17 protein-coding genes are annotated in these 18,393 nt (G+C 66.6%); 5 read left to right on the top strand and 12 right to left on the bottom strand.

Going from position 1 to position 18,393, the window contains the following annotated elements:
- Nucleotides 1-45: 45 nt before the first annotated feature.
- The 6 genes from ASF25_RS21330 to ASF25_RS21305 all read right to left on the bottom strand — a co-directional run bounded on the left by ASF25_RS21330 (nucleotide 46) and on the right by ASF25_RS21305 (nucleotide 6,366).
- Nucleotides 46-1,581: a Do family serine endopeptidase gene (locus ASF25_RS21330; RefSeq protein WP_082503031.1), complete on the bottom strand. Its 1,536-nt coding sequence runs from the start codon at nucleotides 1,579-1,581 to the stop codon at nucleotides 46-48.
- Between the two features lie 136 nt (nucleotides 1,582-1,717).
- Nucleotides 1,718-2,665: a protease modulator HflC gene (locus tag ASF25_RS21325; RefSeq protein WP_056174472.1), complete on the bottom strand. Its 948-nt coding sequence runs from the start codon at nucleotides 2,663-2,665 to the stop codon at nucleotides 1,718-1,720.
- Nucleotides 2,662-3,822, bottom strand: coding sequence for an FtsH protease activity modulator HflK (gene hflK / locus ASF25_RS21320; protein WP_056306762.1), 1,161 nt, complete (start codon nucleotides 3,820-3,822; stop codon nucleotides 2,662-2,664). The genes ASF25_RS21325 and hflK overlap by 4 nt, the downstream gene beginning before the upstream one ends.
- 352 nt (nucleotides 3,823-4,174) lie before the next feature.
- Complete coding sequence (locus ASF25_RS21315) at nucleotides 4,175-4,672, bottom strand: dihydrofolate reductase (RefSeq protein WP_056306701.1); 498 nt, start codon at nucleotides 4,670-4,672, stop codon at nucleotides 4,175-4,177.
- Nucleotides 4,672-5,466, bottom strand: coding sequence for a thymidylate synthase (locus tag ASF25_RS21310; protein WP_056306699.1), 795 nt, complete (start codon nucleotides 5,464-5,466; stop codon nucleotides 4,672-4,674). The genes ASF25_RS21315 and ASF25_RS21310 overlap by 1 nt, the downstream gene beginning before the upstream one ends.
- A 90-nt stretch (nucleotides 5,467-5,556) precedes the next feature.
- Nucleotides 5,557-6,366: a CPBP family intramembrane glutamic endopeptidase gene (locus tag ASF25_RS21305; protein WP_244473129.1), complete on the bottom strand. Its 810-nt coding sequence runs from the start codon at nucleotides 6,364-6,366 to the stop codon at nucleotides 5,557-5,559.
- Between the two features lie 300 nt (nucleotides 6,367-6,666).
- On the opposite strand from ASF25_RS21305, the gene ASF25_RS21300 reads away from it, so the two are divergent.
- Nucleotides 6,667-7,341, top strand: coding sequence for a ClpXP protease specificity-enhancing factor SspB (locus ASF25_RS21300; RefSeq protein WP_056174465.1), 675 nt, complete (start codon nucleotides 6,667-6,669; stop codon nucleotides 7,339-7,341).
- A 52-nt stretch (nucleotides 7,342-7,393) separates the two neighbouring features.
- On the opposite strand, the gene ASF25_RS21295 is transcribed toward ASF25_RS21300, so the two are convergent.
- Nucleotides 7,394-8,791, bottom strand: a complete 1,398-nt coding sequence (locus tag ASF25_RS21295; RefSeq protein ID WP_056306697.1) for a cytochrome P450 — start codon at nucleotides 8,789-8,791, stop codon at nucleotides 7,394-7,396.
- Between the two features lie 139 nt (nucleotides 8,792-8,930).
- Here ASF25_RS21295 and fumC point away from each other — a divergent pair, with 139 nt between their 5' ends.
- From fumC to ASF25_RS21280, 3 genes are read left to right on the top strand one after another with little or no spacing between them, the layout of a single operon-like run.
- The gene (gene fumC, locus ASF25_RS21290) at nucleotides 8,931-10,358 is read left to right on the top strand and encodes a class II fumarate hydratase (RefSeq protein WP_056306695.1); all 1,428 of its coding nucleotides are present in this window, start codon (nucleotides 8,931-8,933) and stop codon (nucleotides 10,356-10,358) included.
- Between the two features lie 11 nt (nucleotides 10,359-10,369).
- Nucleotides 10,370-10,558 carry a DUF4169 family protein gene (locus tag ASF25_RS21285; protein ID WP_056306692.1) on the top strand — a complete coding sequence of 63 codons (189 nt, stop codon included), beginning with the start codon at nucleotides 10,370-10,372 and terminating at the stop codon, nucleotides 10,556-10,558.
- A 13-nt stretch (nucleotides 10,559-10,571) separates the two neighbouring features.
- On the top strand, nucleotides 10,572-10,790 hold the full coding sequence (locus ASF25_RS21280; RefSeq protein WP_056306690.1) for a ribbon-helix-helix domain-containing protein: 219 nt from the start codon (nucleotides 10,572-10,574) through the stop codon (nucleotides 10,788-10,790).
- Here the strand turns inward: ASF25_RS21280 and ASF25_RS22375 are convergent.
- From ASF25_RS22375 to ASF25_RS21260, 5 genes are all read right to left on the bottom strand, one after another.
- Nucleotides 10,776-11,807, bottom strand: coding sequence for a DUF262 domain-containing protein (locus ASF25_RS22375; RefSeq protein ID WP_082503029.1), 1,032 nt, complete (start codon nucleotides 11,805-11,807; stop codon nucleotides 10,776-10,778). The two genes, ASF25_RS21280 and ASF25_RS22375, sit on opposite strands and share 15 nt — an antisense overlap.
- Before the next feature lie 632 nt (nucleotides 11,808-12,439).
- On the bottom strand, nucleotides 12,440-13,807 hold the full coding sequence (locus ASF25_RS21275) for a heterodisulfide reductase-related iron-sulfur binding cluster (RefSeq protein WP_056306687.1): 1,368 nt from the start codon (nucleotides 13,805-13,807) through the stop codon (nucleotides 12,440-12,442).
- A 193-nt stretch (nucleotides 13,808-14,000) separates the two neighbouring features.
- On the bottom strand, nucleotides 14,001-15,203 hold the full coding sequence (locus ASF25_RS21270; protein ID WP_056306686.1) for an FAD-binding protein: 1,203 nt from the start codon (nucleotides 15,201-15,203) through the stop codon (nucleotides 14,001-14,003).
- Nucleotides 15,204-15,262: 59 nt separating this feature from the next.
- Entirely contained in the window at nucleotides 15,263-16,753 is a 1,491-nt protein-coding gene (locus ASF25_RS21265; protein WP_056306685.1) for a lipopolysaccharide biosynthesis protein, read from the bottom strand.
- A gap of 103 nt (nucleotides 16,754-16,856) precedes the next feature.
- The gene (locus ASF25_RS21260) at nucleotides 16,857-17,867 is read right to left on the bottom strand and encodes a magnesium transporter CorA family protein (protein ID WP_056174448.1); all 1,011 of its coding nucleotides are present in this window, start codon (nucleotides 17,865-17,867) and stop codon (nucleotides 16,857-16,859) included.
- Nucleotides 17,868-18,080: 213 nt separating this feature from the next.
- Between ASF25_RS21260 and groES the strand changes: the two genes are divergently transcribed.
- The gene (gene groES, locus ASF25_RS21255; RefSeq protein ID WP_056094907.1) at nucleotides 18,081-18,368 is read left to right on the top strand and encodes a co-chaperone GroES; all 288 of its coding nucleotides are present in this window, start codon (nucleotides 18,081-18,083) and stop codon (nucleotides 18,366-18,368) included.
- Nucleotides 18,369-18,393 lie beyond the last annotated feature (25 nt).

Here is an 18,393-nt window from a genome sequence, read left to right as displayed (position 1 = left end):
CCGGGGGGACGACGGCCTCTCTCGGAGGGCTCGCCGCGTCGAGGGTTATTCGAGGCCGAGGGCCACGAAGCGAACGTCGCCGGACGCGCTCGCCACCATGAGGAGGGCCGACTTGCGGTTCTCCTTGCGCAGCTGCTCGACGCGCTTCGTCACCTCGGCCGGACTGTTCACCGGCTCCTGACCGACCTCGACGATGAGTTCGCCGGGCTTGATCTGCTTGTCGGCGGCGGTCGAATTCGGATCGACCCGCATCACGACGACGCCCTTGAGGCTGTCCTTGATGCCGTAGCGGCGGCGCAGATCGTCGGTGAGGTTCGAGAGGTTCAGTCCGAGCGCCTGACGCACGGCGCTCTCGGCCTCGGGCTGGCGGGCATTGGCGAGCTGCGGCTTCTCGTTGTCCTCCAGGCGGCCGAGGGTGACGGACTTCGTCGTCTCGGCGCCCTTGCGCACCACGATCACCTCGACGACCTTGCCGACGGGGGTCGCGGCGACGATGCGCGGCAGATCGCTCGACGACTTCACCGCCGTGCCGTTGAACTTGGTGATCACGTCGCCGACTTCGAGGCCCGAGACCTTCGCCGGTCCCTTCTCGTCGACGCCGGCGATGAGGGCGCCGCGGGCGCCGCCCTTGAGGCCGAGGGCCTCCGCGGTGGCGTCGTCCACGTTCTGGATGCGCACCCCGAGCCAGCCGCGCCGGACCTCGCCGAACTCCCGCAGCTGATCGATGACCTGGGACGCCGTGGCCGAGGGCACGGCGAAGCCGATGCCGACGGAGCCGCCCGTGGGCGACAGGATCGCCGTGTTGATGCCGATGACCTCGCCGTTCATGTTGAACAGCGGTCCGCCGGAATTGCCCTTGTTGATGGCGGCGTCGGTCTGGATGTAATTGTCGTACGGACCGGACTCGATGTTGCGTCCGCGCGCCGAGACGATGCCGGCCGAGACCGAGCCGCCGAGGCCGAACGGGTTGCCGATGGCGATGACCCAGTCGCCCGGCCGCATCTTCTCGGAATCGCCGAAAGGCACGGCCTTCAGGGGCTTGTCGGCATCGGGCTTCACCCGGAGTACCGCGAGATCGATCTTCGGGTCCTTGCCGATGATCTCGGCCTTCAACTTGGTGCCGTTGTGCAGGATCACCTGGATGTCGTTGGCGTCGCCGATGACGTGGTTGTTCGTCACCACGATGCCGGACGCGTCGATGATGAAGCCGGAGCCGAGCGAGTTCGACTTGCGCGATTGCTGGCGCGGCGCCTCTCCGTCACCACCGCCGCCACCGCGACCGCCGCGCTTGCTGAAGAACTCCTCGAACAGGTCCTCGAACGGGGTTCCGGGCGGGAGTTGCGGGCCGCTGCGGGTGTTGGGCCGGGCCTCGACGGTGGTGGAGGCCGAAATGTTCACCACGGCGTCCGTCACCTGGTCGGCGAGGTCGGCCAGGGATTCGGGGCCCTTGGCATAGGCGGGTTGGGACAGGCCGGTGACGCCGAGCGGGGTCGCCAGGCTGACGGCGACGAGGACCGAGCACAGGGAGCGGCGCAGCGCTCGCAGGCGGGGCGCGGGAGCAGCGCGCGCGACGGAATCCATGATCGACCTCTTGGCTGAAACGTTGCTCTTAGATCGTCCCCCGGACCCGACGATCAAGGGGGCTTGTGCCCTTGCGAAAACGGCCGGCACTGAGGTGCCGGCCGCTTGATCGTTCTTTGACGAGAGATCGGCAGGCTCAGCGCCCGACCGAACCCGTCGCGCCCGCATCGGTCGCACCACGCGCGGCGGTGGCCGGGGAGCGCCCCTGCGGATCGCTGAAGTAGCGGAAGAAGTCCGAGGACGGCGAGATCACGAGGCGGGTGTCGGAGCCCTTCAGCCCGGTCTCGTAGGCCTGCATCGAACGGTAGAAGCTGAAGAAGTCGGCGTCCTTGCCGTAGGCTGCGGCGAGGATGCGGTTTTTGTCGGCGTCGCCCTGGCCGCGCAGGGTCTCCGAGGTCTGGTTGGCCTCGGAGATCAGCACGGTCACGTCGCGGTCGGCCTTGGCCTTGATGGTCGCGGCGATCTGGTCGCCGTTGGCGCGGATGTCGGCGGCCTCGCGGTTGCGCTCCGTCGTCATGCGCCGATAGACGGCCGTGCTGTTCTGCGCCGGCAGATCGACGCGGGTCATGCGCAGATCCACGATCTCGACGCCCAGCTCCTTGGCCTGCCGGTTCACGTCGCCCTGGATCTGGTTCATCAGGTCCGAACGCTGGGTCCGCACGATGGCGTCCCGGGTCGAGCGGGCGAGCACGTTGCGCAGGGCCGAGTTGGTGAAGCTGGCGAGCAGGGTGTTGGCGCGCAGGATGTTGTTGGCCGACTGGTAGAACTTGAGCGGATCGATGATCCGGTAGCGGGCGAAGGCGTCCACTTCGAGGTTCTGGCGATCGGCCGTCAGGAGGGTCTGCACGGGCAGGTCGAGGTCGAGGACCCGCTTGTCGAACAGGACGACGTTGTCGAAGAACGGCACCTTGAAATACAGGCCCGGCTTGTCGGTGCCGGTCTGGTTCAGGACGGCGCGCACGCGGCCGAACTGAAGGACGAGGGCCTGCTGCATCTGGCCCACGGTGAAGACCGAGGCGTAGAGCAGGACGAAGACGGCCGCCGCCGCGATCATGAGGCCGGTGCGGATTGCGGGGTTGTTCATCGTGCGGCTCCACCGGTGCTGCGGGCGCCGAACTCGGTGAGCGGCAGGACGGGGACGACGCCGGCGCCGGCATTGTTCACGCCGGTGCCGTTCTGATCGATGATCACCTTGTTGACCGAGCCCAGGACCCGCTCCATCGTTTCGAGGAAGATGCGCTCGCGGCTGATGACCGGGGCGACCTTGTAGGAATCGTAGACCTGCTGGAAGCGGGCGGCCTGACCGGTCGCCTCGGCGGTGGCCTGGGTCTTGTAGGCCTCGGCGGCCTGGACGATCTGCGCGGCCTTACCCTTGGCCTGCGGCAGTTCGCGGCTCGCGTAGGTGCGGGCCTCGTTCTGGGCGCGCTCGGCGTCCTGCTGGGCGGCGTTGACGTCGATGAAGGCGGGACGCACTTCCGGCGGCGGGTTCACGGCGACGAGCTGGACCACCTCGATCCGCACGCCGGCGCCGTACTCGTCCAGCGCCTTCTGGGTCAGCTCCTTGACCTCCTGGGCGACGCTCGACTGCTCGTTCGTCAGGATCGCCTGGATGTTGCGGCGGCCGATGACCTCGCGCATGGCGCTTTCCGCGATGGCCTTGATGGTGCCCTCGGGGTTTTCGAGGTTGAACACGAAGTCAGAGGCTTTCAGCGGGTTGATGCGCCACTGTACCTCGAAGTCGAGGTCGACGATGTTCTCGTCCCCCGTGAGCATCAGGCTCTCATCGGCCTTGTCGGTGCTGCGGCCCTGCGGCCCGGCCCGGTAACCGATCTGGATGCTGTTGACCTGTCCGACATTCGGCTTCGTCACGGCCCCGATGGGATAGGGAAGCACGTAGTTCAGGCCCTGACCGGTGGTGCCGGTGTAACGTCCGAACATGGTTTCGATGCCGACCTGCTGCGGGGCCACCGTGTAGAAGCCCGTGGCGAGCCACGCCGCGGCCACGAGTCCGGCCGCGACGAGAATGCCGCGTCCACCACCCATGGCACCGCCCGGAAGTACGCCGCGCAGGCGATCCTGGCCGCGCCGGAGCAACTCTTCGAGGTCCTGGGGCGTCTTACCGCCGCCGCCACCGCCACCGCTCCCCCACGGGCCACCCCCGCCGCCATTGCCGCCGCTGCCCCGGCCCCAGGGCCCTCCCCCGTTGCCGCTACCGCCGCCGCTCTGATTGCTCCAAGGCATGCTCGCCGATATCTCCCGTTCCAGCAGCGTGTTCGCCGCACAAAGCTCACCGGGCACGAAGCCCACTCGCGCCGTTCGTTCGCACTGTCACCCAGCGCGAACTCTACTCCATCGCGTGGACAGGAGTGTCGGACGGCCCCGATCGACCCGCACCACCTGCGAGCCCGCCCGCCGTCCTGTCAAGGTTGGACCGAAGGCGGCCGAACGATGCCGGTACGGACCTCTACGGCACTTGGGCATCGCCGATCCGAAAGACAACCGCCGGGGGAACCTTTGCGCATTGGGTCGCGGGTCGCGGGGCTCGGGGTCTGGGATCGCGGGCCTTTGCGGGGCGAGATCCGGCCCGCCGGACTCACGCGATCCGTTCCAGATCGACGAAGCTGAAGGCGCAGTTGTCGTGAGTGCCCGTCGGATGCGCCTCGCGCAGGGTCTCGCGAAAGGCGGCGCGGTCGAAGGGCGGAAACACCGTGTCGCCCTCCGGCGCCAGGGCGACTTCCGTCAGGTGGATGCGGTCGGCCTGCGGCAGGGCGAGCCGGTAGATCTCGCCGCCCCCGGCCACCATCAGTTCCCCGGCCGCGACGGCGGCGTCCACGGCCTCCTCCCAGCTCCCCACGGTCTCGATGCCGGGTGCGGTGAAGCGCGGATCGCGGGTGAGCACCAGGATGCGCCGGCCCGGCAGGGGGCGGCCGATGGACTCGTAGGTCTTGCGGCCCATCACCACGGGCTTGCCGAGGGTGAGCGCCTTGAACCGCTGGAGGTCGCTGCGCAGGCGCCAGATCAAGCCGTTGTCGCGGCCAATGACACCGTTCTCCGCGACCGCGGCCAGTAGGGTGATGCGGGGCTGCGCCATCAGACCGCTACCGGCGCACGAATGGCGGGGTGCGGCGCATAGCCTTCGATGGCGATGTCCTCGAAACGGAAATCGAACAGGCTGGTCACCGCTGGGTTCAGCTCAAGGCGCGGCAGTGGGCGTTCCTCGCGGGTGAGCTGCAGGCGGGCCTGATCGAGGTGGTTCACGTAGAGGTGGGCGTCGCCCAGCGTATGGATGAAATCGCCGGGCTCCAGTCCCGTGACCCGGGCGATCATCGCGGTCAGCAGGGCGTAGCTGGCGATGTTGAACGGGACACCGAGGAACACGTCGGCCGAGCGCTGATAGAGCTGGCACGAGAGCCGCCCCTCGGCGACGTAGAACTGGAACAGGCAGTGGCAGGGCGCCAGCGCCATCTGGTCGAGGTCCGCCGGGTTCCAGGCCGAGACGACGAGGCGGCGCGAATCCGGGTTGCGGCGGATTTCGTCGAGCACCCAGGCGATCTGGTCGACGCTGCCCCCGTCGGGTTTGGCCCAGGACCGCCATTGCCGGCCGTAGACGGGACCGAGATCGCCCTGCGCATCGGCCCACTCGTCCCAGATGGTGACGCCATTGGCCTGAAGCGCCCGCACGTTGGTGTCGCCCGTGAGGAACCACAGCAATTCGTGGATGATGGAGCGCAGGTGCAGCTGCTTCGTCGTCACCAGGGGGAAGCCGTCCGCGAGACCGAACCGCATCTGGTGGCCGAACACCGAAAGGGTTCCGGTGCCCGTGCGGTCGTCCTTGCGGACGCCCTCGTCGAGGATGCGCTGGAGAAGCTGGTGATAGGCGTGCATCGCGGCTCCGACTGTGGTTCTCGAATAACGGGTCCCGGTCGTCGAGGCGAGATCATCCGCGCCGTCCGCGCGGATTGTCCCTAACGATCCTCATCCCTCGGGCCAGAGCACCCAGGCGATCATGGCGAGGTTGCTCCAGGCGTGGAGGAGGATGCACGGCCACAGCCGGCCGCCACGCCAGCGCAGCCAGCCCAGTATCAGCGCCAGCGGCAGGAGCGAGATCGGCCGGGCGAGGCCGAAGCCGTTGATGTGCGCACCCGCGAACAGCCCGGCGGTGGTGAGGATGGTGAGGACCGGACCGGCGCGGGTCAGACCGCGGGCGAAGACGAAGCCCCGCATCAGCAGTTCCTCCGCCACGGGTGCCAACACCACCACGGTGGCGAGCCACAGGACGATGCCTACGGCGAGCAGGGACGGCGACAGGGTGGCGTGGCGGGCCACCGGCGCGCCGAACATCGCCCCGGTGCCCGTGACCCAGGTGATATGGACGATGGGCCAGGCGACGAGGAGCCACCCGAAGGTCCGCCGCGGCAGGCGCGCATCGCGCGGGGCCGACAGGGCCAGGATCCGGCGCCAGTCGGGGCCGGCTGCCCAGCGGGCGGCGGCGAGGACGAGGAGGGCGAGGATGCCCTGGCGGACCGCATCGAGGGCGAGGGCCCGGACGGCGAACTGGCGCGGGCGCAGGGGACTGCGTCCGGCGGCCGAGAACGGATCGAGCCCGTCGATCCAATCGGCGCCGACCCGGACGATCACCAGGGCGATCACGCTCGCGGCGCCGAGGAGGAAGGCGACCCACAGCACCATGGCGGCGATCGCGAGCCCGGCCCGCCCGATCGCCAGCCACCGCCCGATGGCGGCCGGGTCGTCGGGTTCGGCGAGGACGCGCGGATCGGGCTTCAAAAGCGGCCTGACTCTCTCTATGTTCAGGGGACAGACGACGCGTCAGCGATGGCGCGCCGTGGTCCCCGTGTCGGAGGGGCGTTCCGACCGCGCGACGGTACCCGCCACCTTCCATCAGAACCATGGGCCTTTGGACGCATCGCATGCGGTCTGGACAGGCTCCGGGTTCCAGCGGAAGGTCGAGGCCGTACAGGCATTATCGGAGTGACCCGGCAACGGCGCTCCGCTCGATTTTCATCCGACCCCGGTGCGCTTTTGGGCGCGCGACGGCGGCCAGGCACCGGGTATAAGCGACCGCAGATGGCAGACGATCTGATCCGTTACGATCTTCTGGTGCAGGACGCCCTGCGCGGCGTCGTGCGCAAGGTGCTCACCGACGCGGCCCGGGACGGGCTCGCGGGCGAGCATCATTTCTACGTGTCCTTCCGGACGGAAGCGCCCGGCGTGCGGATGTCGCAGCGCCTGCGCGAGAAGTACCCGCAGGACATGACCATCGTGCTCCAGCACCAGTTCTGGGATCTGGGCGTCAACGAGCACACCTTCGAGGTCGGGCTGTCGTTCTCGGGCGTGCCCGAGCGTCTACTGGTGCCGTTCGACGCGCTCTCGGGCTTCTTCGACCCCTCCGTCCAGTTCGGCCTGAAGTTCGACCTGACCGAGGGCATGGAGGAGGCCGTCGAGGCCGTCGACGACGACGTCACACCGCTCGCCACCGGCAAGACCGCCCCGCGCGGCGCCGCTTCCGAGCCGAGCGAGCTGAAGCCCAAGGGCACGGGTCTGGCGGCCATCGGCTCCAGCGTGCCGAAGATCGGTCCCGCCACCGCGCCGGCGCAGAGCGACAAGGACGCGGACGAAGCCGACAAGCCCGCCGCCAAGCTGTCCGTCGGCAAGGCGTCCGCTTCGAAGAAGGCCGAGGGTGAGGGCACCGAGGCCAGCGCCGAGGTCGTCAGCCTCGACGCGTTCCGCAAGAAGAGCTGAACCACCGGAATGCCGGCCTTTCGGAGGCCGGTGTTTTCCGTCGGTGCTGCATTCAGGCTCGCCGTTCCACGCCCATGCGAAGGCCATGCTCCGGCCGCAGGGTGACCCGATGCAGGGGCGTGACCGGCGGGTGATCCGCCGCCATCCGCAGGCGCACGGCCCGGATGATGTGAGCGAGGACGATCACCGCTTCCTGCACGGAGAAGCTCTGGCCGATGCACACGCGCGGCCCGGCCCCGAACGGCAGGTAGGCGAAGCGCGGGATGTCCTTGCGGGCCTCGCCGAGGAACCGATCCGGCACGAACGCGGCGGGATCGTCCCACAAGGTGCGGTGACGGTGAAGCACGTAGGGTGCCACCATCACGAGGGAGCCCCGGGGAATCTTCACCCGGCCGATACGATCCTCCGCGATGGCCTGGCGGCTGAGGAACGGCACCGGCGGGAACAGCCGCATGGTCTCCTCCATGACCGCCTTGGTGAAGGGTAGCGCCTCGGCATCGAATCCTTCGCCCGCCGGCACGGCATCGACCTCGGCCTCGATTCGCGCCCGCGCACCGTCGTCCTGTGACAGGCAGTAGAGCGCCCAGGTCAGGGCATTGGCGGTGGTTTCGTGGCCGGCCGCGATGAACGTGACGATGTTAGCCTTCACTTCGAGGTCCGTCAGGCCCTTACCGGTCTCCGGGTCCTGCGCCTTCAGCAGCAGGGTCAGGAGGTCCGCCGGCGCACGATCGGCCGCGATGAGGGCGCGGCGCTTGTCGATGAGCGCGTCCACCACCTCGGCGAAGAACCGCACGGCGGGGCGTGCCCGCAGGCGCCCGATGCGCGGCACGAAGCTCGGGATCCCGAACACGTCGAGGGGATCGATGGGCCCGACGGCTTCGAGAAACCGCGTGATCGCCCGGCCCAACGCATCCGGGTCGCTCGCGAGGCCTTGGGTGAAGATCGTCCGCTCCAGCACGTCGAGGGTGACGCGGGTCATCTCCAGGGCGGCGTCGATGGTGGTCCCGTCCCGGCGCGCGAGCCGCCGGGCGATGCGAGCGCCGGCCGCGTTCATGGGTTCGGCGAAGCCGAGCACGTGGCGGGCGGAGAAGATCGGCGCCAGGGTGCGGCGCTGAAGCTTCCACTCCTCGTCCTCCGCCGTCAGCAGGCCGTTGCCGAGGCCCGGCGCCAGCACCCGGCGCTGCAGGTCGTCCTTGCGGTAGTTGGCGGCGTTCTCGACGTAGAGATAGCGGATCAACGCGGGGTCGCTCACCACGGTGACGCGGCCCATGGCGCCCTCGCCGGCCATGACGGGCTTCTCGAAATGGTCGTCGAGCCAGGTGGTGATCGGGTTGGCCCGCGCCGCCTTCAGGAAGGCGAGGAGGCCCATGGGCCGGCGCAGGGGGCGCGGCACGGTCGGGCGGAAGCGCGCGGGGGCGTCGGGCGGGCACGGGGCGGCGGCATCCATCATCGGCGTGTCATCGATCCTCGGTCCGGGGCCGGTCGCTCGAAAAGCGTTGAGACATCCACGGCACCGTCACGCGGCACCATCGCGGTTTCGACCCGCCCGGTCTAAGTAGGGTGCGCCGCAGCCACACGAAGAGGCCACGATGTCGCCGACCGAGACGCACAGCGAAGAAACCCCCGCCACCCGCACGGAATCCGACACGTTCGGACCCATCGAGGTTCCGGCGCATCGCTACTGGGGGGCTCAGACCCAGCGCTCGATCCAGAACTTCAAGATCGGCACCGAGCGGATGCCGGCGCCCCTCGTCCACGCGCTCGGCCTCGTCAAGCAGGCCGCCGCCCTGGTGAACCAGGATCTCGGCGGCCTCGACCCGAAGGTCGCCCAGGCCATCGCGGCGTCGGCCGCCGAGGTCGTCGCGGGCGAGCACGACCAGGAATTCCCCCTGGTGGTGTGGCAGACGGGGTCCGGCACCCAGTCCAACATGAATGCCAACGAGGTGATCGCCAGCCTCGCCAACGAGTTGCTGGGGGCTAAGCGCGGCGGCAAGTCGCCGGTGCACCCCAACGACCATTGCAACCGGGGCCAGTCGTCCAACGACGTGTTCCCCACCGCCATGCACATCGCGGTGTCGCGCGAGATCAACGACCGGCTGATGCCGGCCCTGAAGCACCTGCACGACGCCCTCGACGCCAAGGCGACGGCCTTCGCCGACATCGTCAAGATCGGCCGCACCCACCTGCAGGACGCGACGCCGGTGTCCCTCGGTCAGGAATTTTCGGGGTACGTCGCGCAGGTGGCTTTGGGCAGCGCCCGCGTCCAGGCGACCGTACCGGGCGTGCTGGCCCTGGCCCAGGGCGGCACCGCGGTCGGCACCGGCCTCAACGCGCACCCGGATTTCGCGGAGAAGTTCGCCGCCAAGGTCGCCGAGCTGACGGGCCTGCCGTTCACCTCGGCCGAGAACAAGTTCGAGGCGTTGGCCACCCACGACGCCCTGGTGTTCACCCAAGGGGCGCTGTCGGCGCTCGCCGCCGGCCTGTTCAAGATCGCGCAGGACATCCGCCTGCTGGCGTCCGGACCGCGCTCCGGCCTCGGTGAGCTGTCGCTGCCCGAGAACGAGCCCGGCTCCTCGATCATGCCCGGCAAGGTCAATCCGACCCAGTGCGAGGCGCTGACCATGGTCTGCGCCCAGGTGATCGGCAACGGCACCACCGTGAGCTTCGCCGGCAGCCAGGGCCATTTCGAGTTGAACGTGTTCAAGCCCGTCATCGCCAACGCGGTGTTGCAGTCGGTGCGGCTCCTCGCCGACGCGGCCGTGAGCTTCGCCGACAATTGCGTGGTGGGCATCAAGGCCAACGAAGACCGCATCGCCGACCTCATGAGCCGGTCGCTCATGCTGGTGACGGCGCTCGCCCCCTCCATCGGCTACGACAAGGCCGCCGAGATCGCGAAGACCGCGCACAAGAACGGCACCACCCTTAAGGAGGAGGCCCTGCGGCTCGGCTACGTCACGGAAGAGGGGTTCGAGCGCGTGGTGCGCCCGGAGAACATGCTGGCACCCAGCGCCGACTGACGGGGACGCGCATGGCGGAGATCATCAACCTGCGCGACGCCCGCAAGGCGAAGGCGCGGTCCGAGAAGGAGGCGAAGGCGGCGGACAACCGCATCGCCTTCGGCCGCCCGAAGAAGGCCAGGACCCTGGCGGACGCCAAGAAGGCCATCGAGGTCTCGCGCCACGAGGGCCACAAGCTCATGGGGCCGGCCTCGGAGTGAAGGGGCGCAACCCGTGACCGGCGGCATCACCAAGCGCTCGGTGATGATCGCCGGGCACCGCACCAGCGTGTCCCTGGAGGACCCGTTCTGGGACGCCCTACGGGAGATCGCAGAAGCGCGCGATCGCTCGATCCAGGCCCTGATCGGTGAGATCGATGCGGGCCGGGACGGGCAGAACCTGTCCTCGGCGATCCGGGTGTATATACTTCTAAATTTGTTAGCCAAGAGTTGATTCTATTATCTTCAATATAATATCTCGTCTTGTACGCCTGTTAGCCAAATCAGATGCAGCCCTTTCGACTGCCACCGCGTATTGCTTGACATCGTGAGTAGGTTTGTAGTCGTTGTCTCTCAAATATTTAGTTACTTCATCGCTAAAGTTTTCTAATGCTTCAGCTAATTTCTCTTTCTCTCCCTCCGTTAAAGGTAATATTTTTTTATTTTCCGCAAGTGCTAAGAAAAGACTGTAGAAATCCGATTTCTTTCTCCAGCGTGTATACGAAATCTCTGGAAATAAATCAACTATAGTATCAAGTATGAGGGGGAATGTTTTCTCTAAACTACGCTTGTCGGGGAAAGTTTCTTCATACGCCTCATACCATTTATCCAGCGAAATCTTTTTGTTCTGAACTCCGTGGATATGTCCGACTGCTAGTTCGCTCACGTATTCTATATCATTCATTCTTCTTACGTCGTTAGGTGTAAAAACACCTAATAACGACCAATTCTCATTATCAGAAATCTTTTCCACGCAGGATATAAACTCTCCCCAATAGGTCGCATGGCGAAGTTCTTGCGTGTTAAGTGCAATAACATATCTATTAAGTCTTTTAAATATTGCCCTGATCTTGTCATCTTCCATCTCTGGAAGGACTCTCACAACAAAATTGTAGTTGAATATTTTTTTGCGTTGAGCTTCTGTCAAATCATCGAAATTTAGGCCTGCCCATTCCTCATTGTCTTTCTCTTCTACGATTTCATACCCTCCTGCGATAAACTCCATACAGGCGCGAACTCGCTGCTGACCGTCCACTACGATATATTGTTCATTTCCGTCTCCGTCGGCAAATTCCTGAATATATAGCTCAGGAATCGGGTATCCCCGTAGAATTGTATCAATTAAGTATGACTTCTGTTTTGTTGTCCAAACAGGGTTTCGCTGAAATGGGGCCTTCAGTGTGAGCTCATCGTTCTGGTATCGCTTGTGAAACCACGATACATTGTGCATTGTTGTATTAAGAAAGTTCATTATTTTACGCCTCCGAAATAGCTGAGCGTAGAGCGTCTATGCTTTTCATTTGGTAGATTCTTAGCGAGTCGTAATCACGATAAATTCTAAATTTAACATCTCTGCCCTCGGTGGGAGGTATTGCCATCATTTCGGAGGATGCAATCGTAAACTCTCGGTTGTACGGCAAGAATCGTGAGATCCGATCGACAGCAATACATCCAGAGTAAATATAATTCCTTTTGTGCTCATTTATTGCGTTTAGCTCTTTCTTGTTGCGAGTATCTGCAGCCCGGACAAACCTAAGCGCTCGCCAGCCAATATCAAAGTAATAAGAAGATATTATTGCTACGTCGATATCGGAATCGTCATGAAAGCTGGCGAACATTTTATTTGGGCTAAGGCTATATCCAACGCATGCGCTGCCAATTAATGAAATTGCACAAGGGTCAACTTTGAGCAGTTCTGACAATCGGCTTCGCCACTTTATGTAGATCGCCCAATTTTCGGAAAATATATGTGGTATACGCTCCATGATTTTGTGTGATACAATATCAGAAGAAACTCCGTTTGTTATGTATTCCCTGATTGATGAAGATTCACTAGAGATCATTCTCTGGTTCTCATTCTTACAATATTGAATAATCGATCTACTATCGCTCAATTGCCGCCGGCTTCGGCCCCCCCGTCGCCCAGTCGAGCAATTCCACCGTGTGCACGATGGGAATCGCGGTACCCTTCCCGATCTGCGTCGCACAGCCGATGTTGCCCGTGGCGATGACGTCGGGGCGCATCCGCTCGATGTTGGCGACCTTGCGGTCCCGGAGGCGGCCGGCGATCTCGGGCTGGAGGATGTTGTAGGTGCCGGCCGAGCCGCAGCAGATATGCCCCTCGGGTACGTCCTTCACGGCGAAGCCCGCACGCTTCAGGAGGTTCTTCGGCTCCGTGCGGATGCCCTGGCCGTGCTGCATCGAGCAGGCGGAGTGGTAGGCGACCACGAGGTCGCTCTCGATGAGCGTCGGCATCAGGCCGAGACCGGCCATGTACTCGGTCACGTCCTTGGCGATCCCCGAAACCCGCGCGGCCTTCTCGGCGTAGGCCGGGTCGTCGCGGAACATGAAGCCGTAATCCTTGATGGTGGTGCCGCAGCCCGACGCCGTGACCACGATGGCGTCGAGGCCTTCGCCGTCCATTTCGGCGATCCAGGCGTCGATGGTGCGCTTGGCCTGGGCATGGGAGGATTCGGCTTTGCCCATATGGTGGGTGAGCGCGCCGCAGCAGCCCTCCCCCCTGGCCTGCACCACCTCGACGCCGTGGCGGGTCAGCAGCCGAATCGCCGCCTCGTTGAAGTCGGGCCGCAGGACGCTCTGGGCGCAGCCGCGCAGCAGCGCGACGCGGCCCGTGCGGGCCGGGGCCGTGCGGGCCGGGGCCGTGGTGCCCTGAAGGGCGGCGCTGGCCTCCAGCGCACGGGTCTCGGCCGGAAAGGTGCCGGGCCGGTCGGTGCGGTTGCGGTTCGGCAATTCGGCCGGGGCGAGATCCAGCATGGCGGCGAGCCGGTTGCCGAGGCCGGGCACCCGCGCCACCAGGGGGCGGAACGGGCTCCCGAGCTTGGCGCCGAGCAAAGCCAGTCGGAAACGGTTGGGATAGGGCAGCACGAAGGCCAGCACCGCCCGGAGCGCCCGGTCCCCGAAGGGCCGCGTATAGGTTTCCTCGATATGCGCGCGGGCGTGATCGACGAGGTGCATGTAGTGCACGCCCGAGGGGCATGTCGTCATGCAGGACAGGCACGACAGGCAGCGGTCGATGTGCTTGACCACCTCCGGCACGGCGGGCTTGTTGCCCTCCAGCATGTCCTTGATGAGGTAGATGCGGCCACGCGGGCTGTCGAGTTCGTCGCCCAGCAGCAGGTAGGTCGGGCAGGTGGCGGTGCAGAAACCGCAATGGACGCAGGTCCGCAAAATCTTTTCCGAGGCCGCCATGGCGGGATCGGCGAGCTGCGTCAGGCTGAAACTGGTCTGCACGGCGTGTTCCTGAATCCACCCATCGCGGTGCCGCTTCACACCATCGGCATGGCGGCCCCGTCGTCTTCGCCCGTACCTTAGAGCGGAACGGAGGGTCTGCCGAGCCTTTGGAATCGCTCCAAACACTGGCAGGCCGGTTTTTGATAGCCGGAACCCAAGGCCGATGCCTGCGGGTAAGAATGTCGCGGCGACGTCAGATCTCCGCGTACATCCGGCCCGGATTGAACACGCCCAGTGGGTCGTGCGCCGCCTTGAGACCCGCCGTGATCCGCATCAGCGGCTCGGACAGGGGCTCGAACACCGGCACGGCGGCGCGCACGGCGTCGGGCGCGCGCACCAGGGTGGCGTGGCCGCCCTGCGCCTTCACCGCCGCCCGCACGGTCGCGGCCCCGGCATCGCCCTCGGCCGCGGTCGCGAGCCAGATCAGGCCGCCGCCCCAATCGTAGAACCACCGCGCGTCGCGCTCCGCCGCGATGGCGGCTGCCAGGGCGGGGCCGCAGGTCGGGGCGGTGGAGAGACGCCAGATGGCGGCATCCGCCGGCTCGGCCAGGGGGGCGGCGTCGCGGATACCGGTCCACAGGGCGGTGCCGGTGTCGCCCTCGACGATCTCGGGCGCACCGAAGCGCTTGAGCAGCTTCGTCAGTTCACCGAGCCGATAGGCGACCGAATCCGAAAACCCCTCGACCCGCATGGCGGTGCGGGCTTCGGGGCCGCCGATCCCGGCCGGCAGGTGGGCGGCGCCCGTGAGCTCGAACGGCGAGCCGAGGGCGGCCGAGAGGGCGGCGACGGCCCGGTCATCGTCGAGGCCTGAGAACACCAGGGTCGACACTCGCTCCTGCACCGGCAGCACCTTGAAGGTGACCTCCGTGAGCAGCCCGAGGGTGCCCCAGGCGCCGGCCATGAGCTTCACGAGATCGAGGCCGGTGACGTTCTTCATCACCCGACCGCCGGACTTGATGATCTCGCCGCGTCCGTTGACGAAGCGCACGCCGATGAGGCTGTCGCGGGCCGCCCCGGCATTGATGCGGCGGGGGCCGGAATTGTTCGTGGATGCCACCGCGCCGAAGGTCGGCGTGCCGTGCGTCCCCATCAGGCCGCGATGGTCCATGGGCTCGAAGGGCAGCATCTGGCCGCGCCCGGCGAGCAGGGCCTGCACCTCGGCGAGCGGTGTGCCGGCGAGCGCCGAGACCACCATCTCGGCCGGTTCGTAGAGGGTGATGCCCGACAATCCGGCGGTGGACAGCGTCGCCTCGTCCTCGGATGCGGGATTCCCGGCCGGGCGGCCGATCCCCGCCTTGGTGCCGCCGCCGACGAGGCGCAGGCGCTCCGCCCGGTCGGCGGCCGCGCGGACGATGTCCGCCGCCGCATCCGCGTCGTGAGGCTCGTATGACCGCATCGTTTCCCGCCCTGGCCGGGCGGCGTGCCCGGTCCGTCTTCGTGTTTTGTGGTCCGATCCTAATGAGAATCGTTCGCGATTGCATCCGGTCCGGTGCGTCCGGTTCCCGCCTTCGACGGTCCTGCGCGCCGCGCCGCCAGGCGGGCTGCGATGAGGGTGCGCAGGCCGGCGATGTCCAGGACCCAGGTGAACCCTCCGACGACGAGGAAGCCGACGGGCAGGCTGACCGCGAGGGCCCGCACGGGCTCGAGATGGCGCAGGGGTAAGAGGCACAGGGCCATGGCCGCACAGGCGATACCGGCCATCAGGAGATCGCGCCACGGCAGGCGCAGGCGCTGCGGCCCCGTGAGCGCCCGGAGCGCCAGGAACCCGGTGGCGGCGGCGAGACCCGCCGTCTGCGCCGCCGCGATGCCTTCCGGTCCCATGAGCGGCGGCAGCAGCCACAGGCCGAGGGCGTCGACGGCGAGGCCCACCAGGGCGGCGGCGATCACCGGCAGGGTCCTGCGGCGGATCTGGAAGATCGGATTGAGGGCGAAGTTCATCATGGCGAGGCAGAAGAAGCCCGGGATCATCAGCCCGGCATAGCTCGCGAATGGGCCGCGATAGGCCTCCGGCACCACCAGGGCCTGGAGGGCGGGAAGGATCGCCCAGAACCCGACGGCGCAGGGCAGCAGCAGGGCGACCACCACGCCGACGTTGCGCCCGACCTGGGCCTCGGCGGCCGCGCGGCCCTCCTCCTCCTCGACGCGCACTGCGAGCTGGAACAGCAGGAGGTCGAGGGCGGTGCCCAGCGTGCCGATGCTGCGCGTGGTGACGTCGGCCGCGAGGGCGAAGTAGCCGGCCTCGGCCAGCCCGGCCTGGGCCGCGATGGTGCCGCGATTGAGGAACGGCAGCAGCTGGTAGATGGCGTTGGCGGCGATCAAGGGGAGGCCGTAGGCGAGGAACAGCCGCCAGGTCTCGGCGAGGCGCACGCGCAGGCGCGGGCTCACGGGATCGCGCATGGGCCGCCATAGGATCGCGGCGGCGAGGAACTGGCTCAGGCCCGCCGCGGCGAGCACCCAGGCCGGCTGGGGCAGGAGCCACGCCGTGCCGGCCATGAGCACGAAGGCCAAGGCGTTCTTGATCGCCACCAGCCGGAAATAGAGGCCACCGTCGAAGCGGGCGCGGGCGAGCGCCGCGTGGTAGTCGAACACTCCGATCCCGAAGGCGGCCACGCCCGCGCCCGCCGTGATGGCCGCGCGGCTCTCGGGCCCCGCCTCCATGCCGAATCCGGCGCAGACCAGGGCGGCGGCGAGGAGCCCGGCGCCGAGTACGGCGTAGGCCCGGTCGAGACCCTGGCGGATCCACGGCTCCTGATCGCGGACGCGGGCCGAGTAGAACCGCGTCGCCGACAGGCGCAGCCACTCGAACAGCACCGTGTTGGCCACGATGGCGCCGGCGGTGGCCAGCGCGAACAGACCGAAATCCGCCGGGCCCAGCAGCTTCGCGATGAGCAGGCCGAGCACGAAGTTCAGCCCGGCGTTGAGGACGAAGGCGCAGATCACGGCCATGGCGGGAACGGGCAGCCTTGCGCCGAGCGGGGCGCTCGCGCCTTTGGCTGGACCCTAAGCGGAGGTGCGCAAAGAATCCGTCAACCGCCCGGCGTGACGATCCTCAGAACCACCCCCGCATGCGGAAGAACACGATCGGCACGAGGGCGCTGAGAACCACGAGGGCGAGGCCGTAGGGATAGCCGTAGGCCCAATCGAGTTCGGGCATGTGCTTGAAATTCATGCCGTAGAGTGAGGTCACGAGGGTCGGCGGAATGCCCACGACCGAGACCACGGTCAGCACCCGGAAGGTGTTGTTCTGCTCCATGTTGATGAGGCCGAGGGTGGCGTCGAGGAGGAACTGGACGTTCTCCGATTGACGGATCTCGAACTCGTCGAGGGAGGCGATGTCCCGTCGCACGGCCTCGAAGCGCGGCACCTGCTCGGCGCCGAGCAGGTGCTCGCACTCGTTGGCGACGAAGGGGACGATGCGTTCGAGACCGAGCAGGCTGGACCGGATCTTGCCGAGCGCCTTGCCGCGCCGGCCGATGCCGCGCAGGATCCGGCGGAGCGCCAGATCGCGCCGTCGCGGCGTCTGGGTCTTGAGCTTGTCGTCGCTGGCGGGCGCGCCGCCCCGCACGTCGAAGTCGAAGATTCGGGTCGAGAGGGCATCGAGATCGGCGCCCATGTCCTCCAGGGAATCGGCGAGGCTGTCGACCAACTCCTCCATGAGCAGGAGGAAGATCTCCGTGCTCGTGGTGGACGGGCCGTCGCCCTCGGCGATGCGCTTCTTCACCTCCGCGAACGCGCGCAGATCGTGGAACCGCACGGTTACGAGGTGGTCCTTGGTCAGGACGAACCCCAGGGGCTTCAACAACGAATCGACCTTGTCGAAGGTGATCATCGGCGTCGACAGCGAGAAGCCGTTCTTGAGACGCCGCAGCCGGCTCGAATTCTCCACCTCGCTGAGGGCTTTTCGCGATGGGACGCGGATGCCCGTCGCGTCCTCGATGCGCTGCGCCTCCTCGGCACTCGGGTCGTCGAGGTCGATCCACACCGTGGCGGCAGGCATCGGTCCGGCGCCGTCGGTGGCGGGGGACCCGACCGCACCCTGTGGTCCATGAAGGCTGATCATCGGGGATGATTGGTCCGTGGCGGAGCGGATCGGGAGAGAATTGCCGTCGCGCAACCGTCGCGCCGACCTGCGACAGTCTTGACTCACGCAAGGCATGCGCCTACCTCCGCGGCATCGTTGGCACTCACCGATCGAGAGTGCTAACGGCCTGGGTTGAGCGCGCTGCCGCGCCGCATCAACGCCATCCATGAATTTAGAGCAAGAGGGCAGCTCATGAAGTTCCGTCCGCTGCACGACCGTGTCGTCGTTCGCCGTATCGAAGGCGAAGAGAAGACCAAGGGGGGCATCATCATCCCCGACACCGCCAAGGAGAAGCCGCAAGAGGGCGAGATCGTCGCCGTCGGCCCCGGCGCCCGCGACGAGGCCGGCCGCATCAATCCCCTCGACGTCAAGGCCGGCGATCGCGTGCTGTTCGGCAAGTGGTCCGGCACCGAGGTCAAGATCGACGGTCAGGATCTCCTGATCATGAAGGAATCCGACATCATGGGCGTCGTCGCCTGAACGGCGATCTGCCCTCTTCCTTCGT

The sequence above is a fragment of the Methylobacterium sp. Leaf100 genome (genome assembly GCF_001422845.1).
Lineage (GTDB): Bacteria > Pseudomonadota > Alphaproteobacteria > Rhizobiales > Beijerinckiaceae > Methylobacterium.
This window is presented reverse-complemented; position numbering and strand designations above follow the sequence as displayed.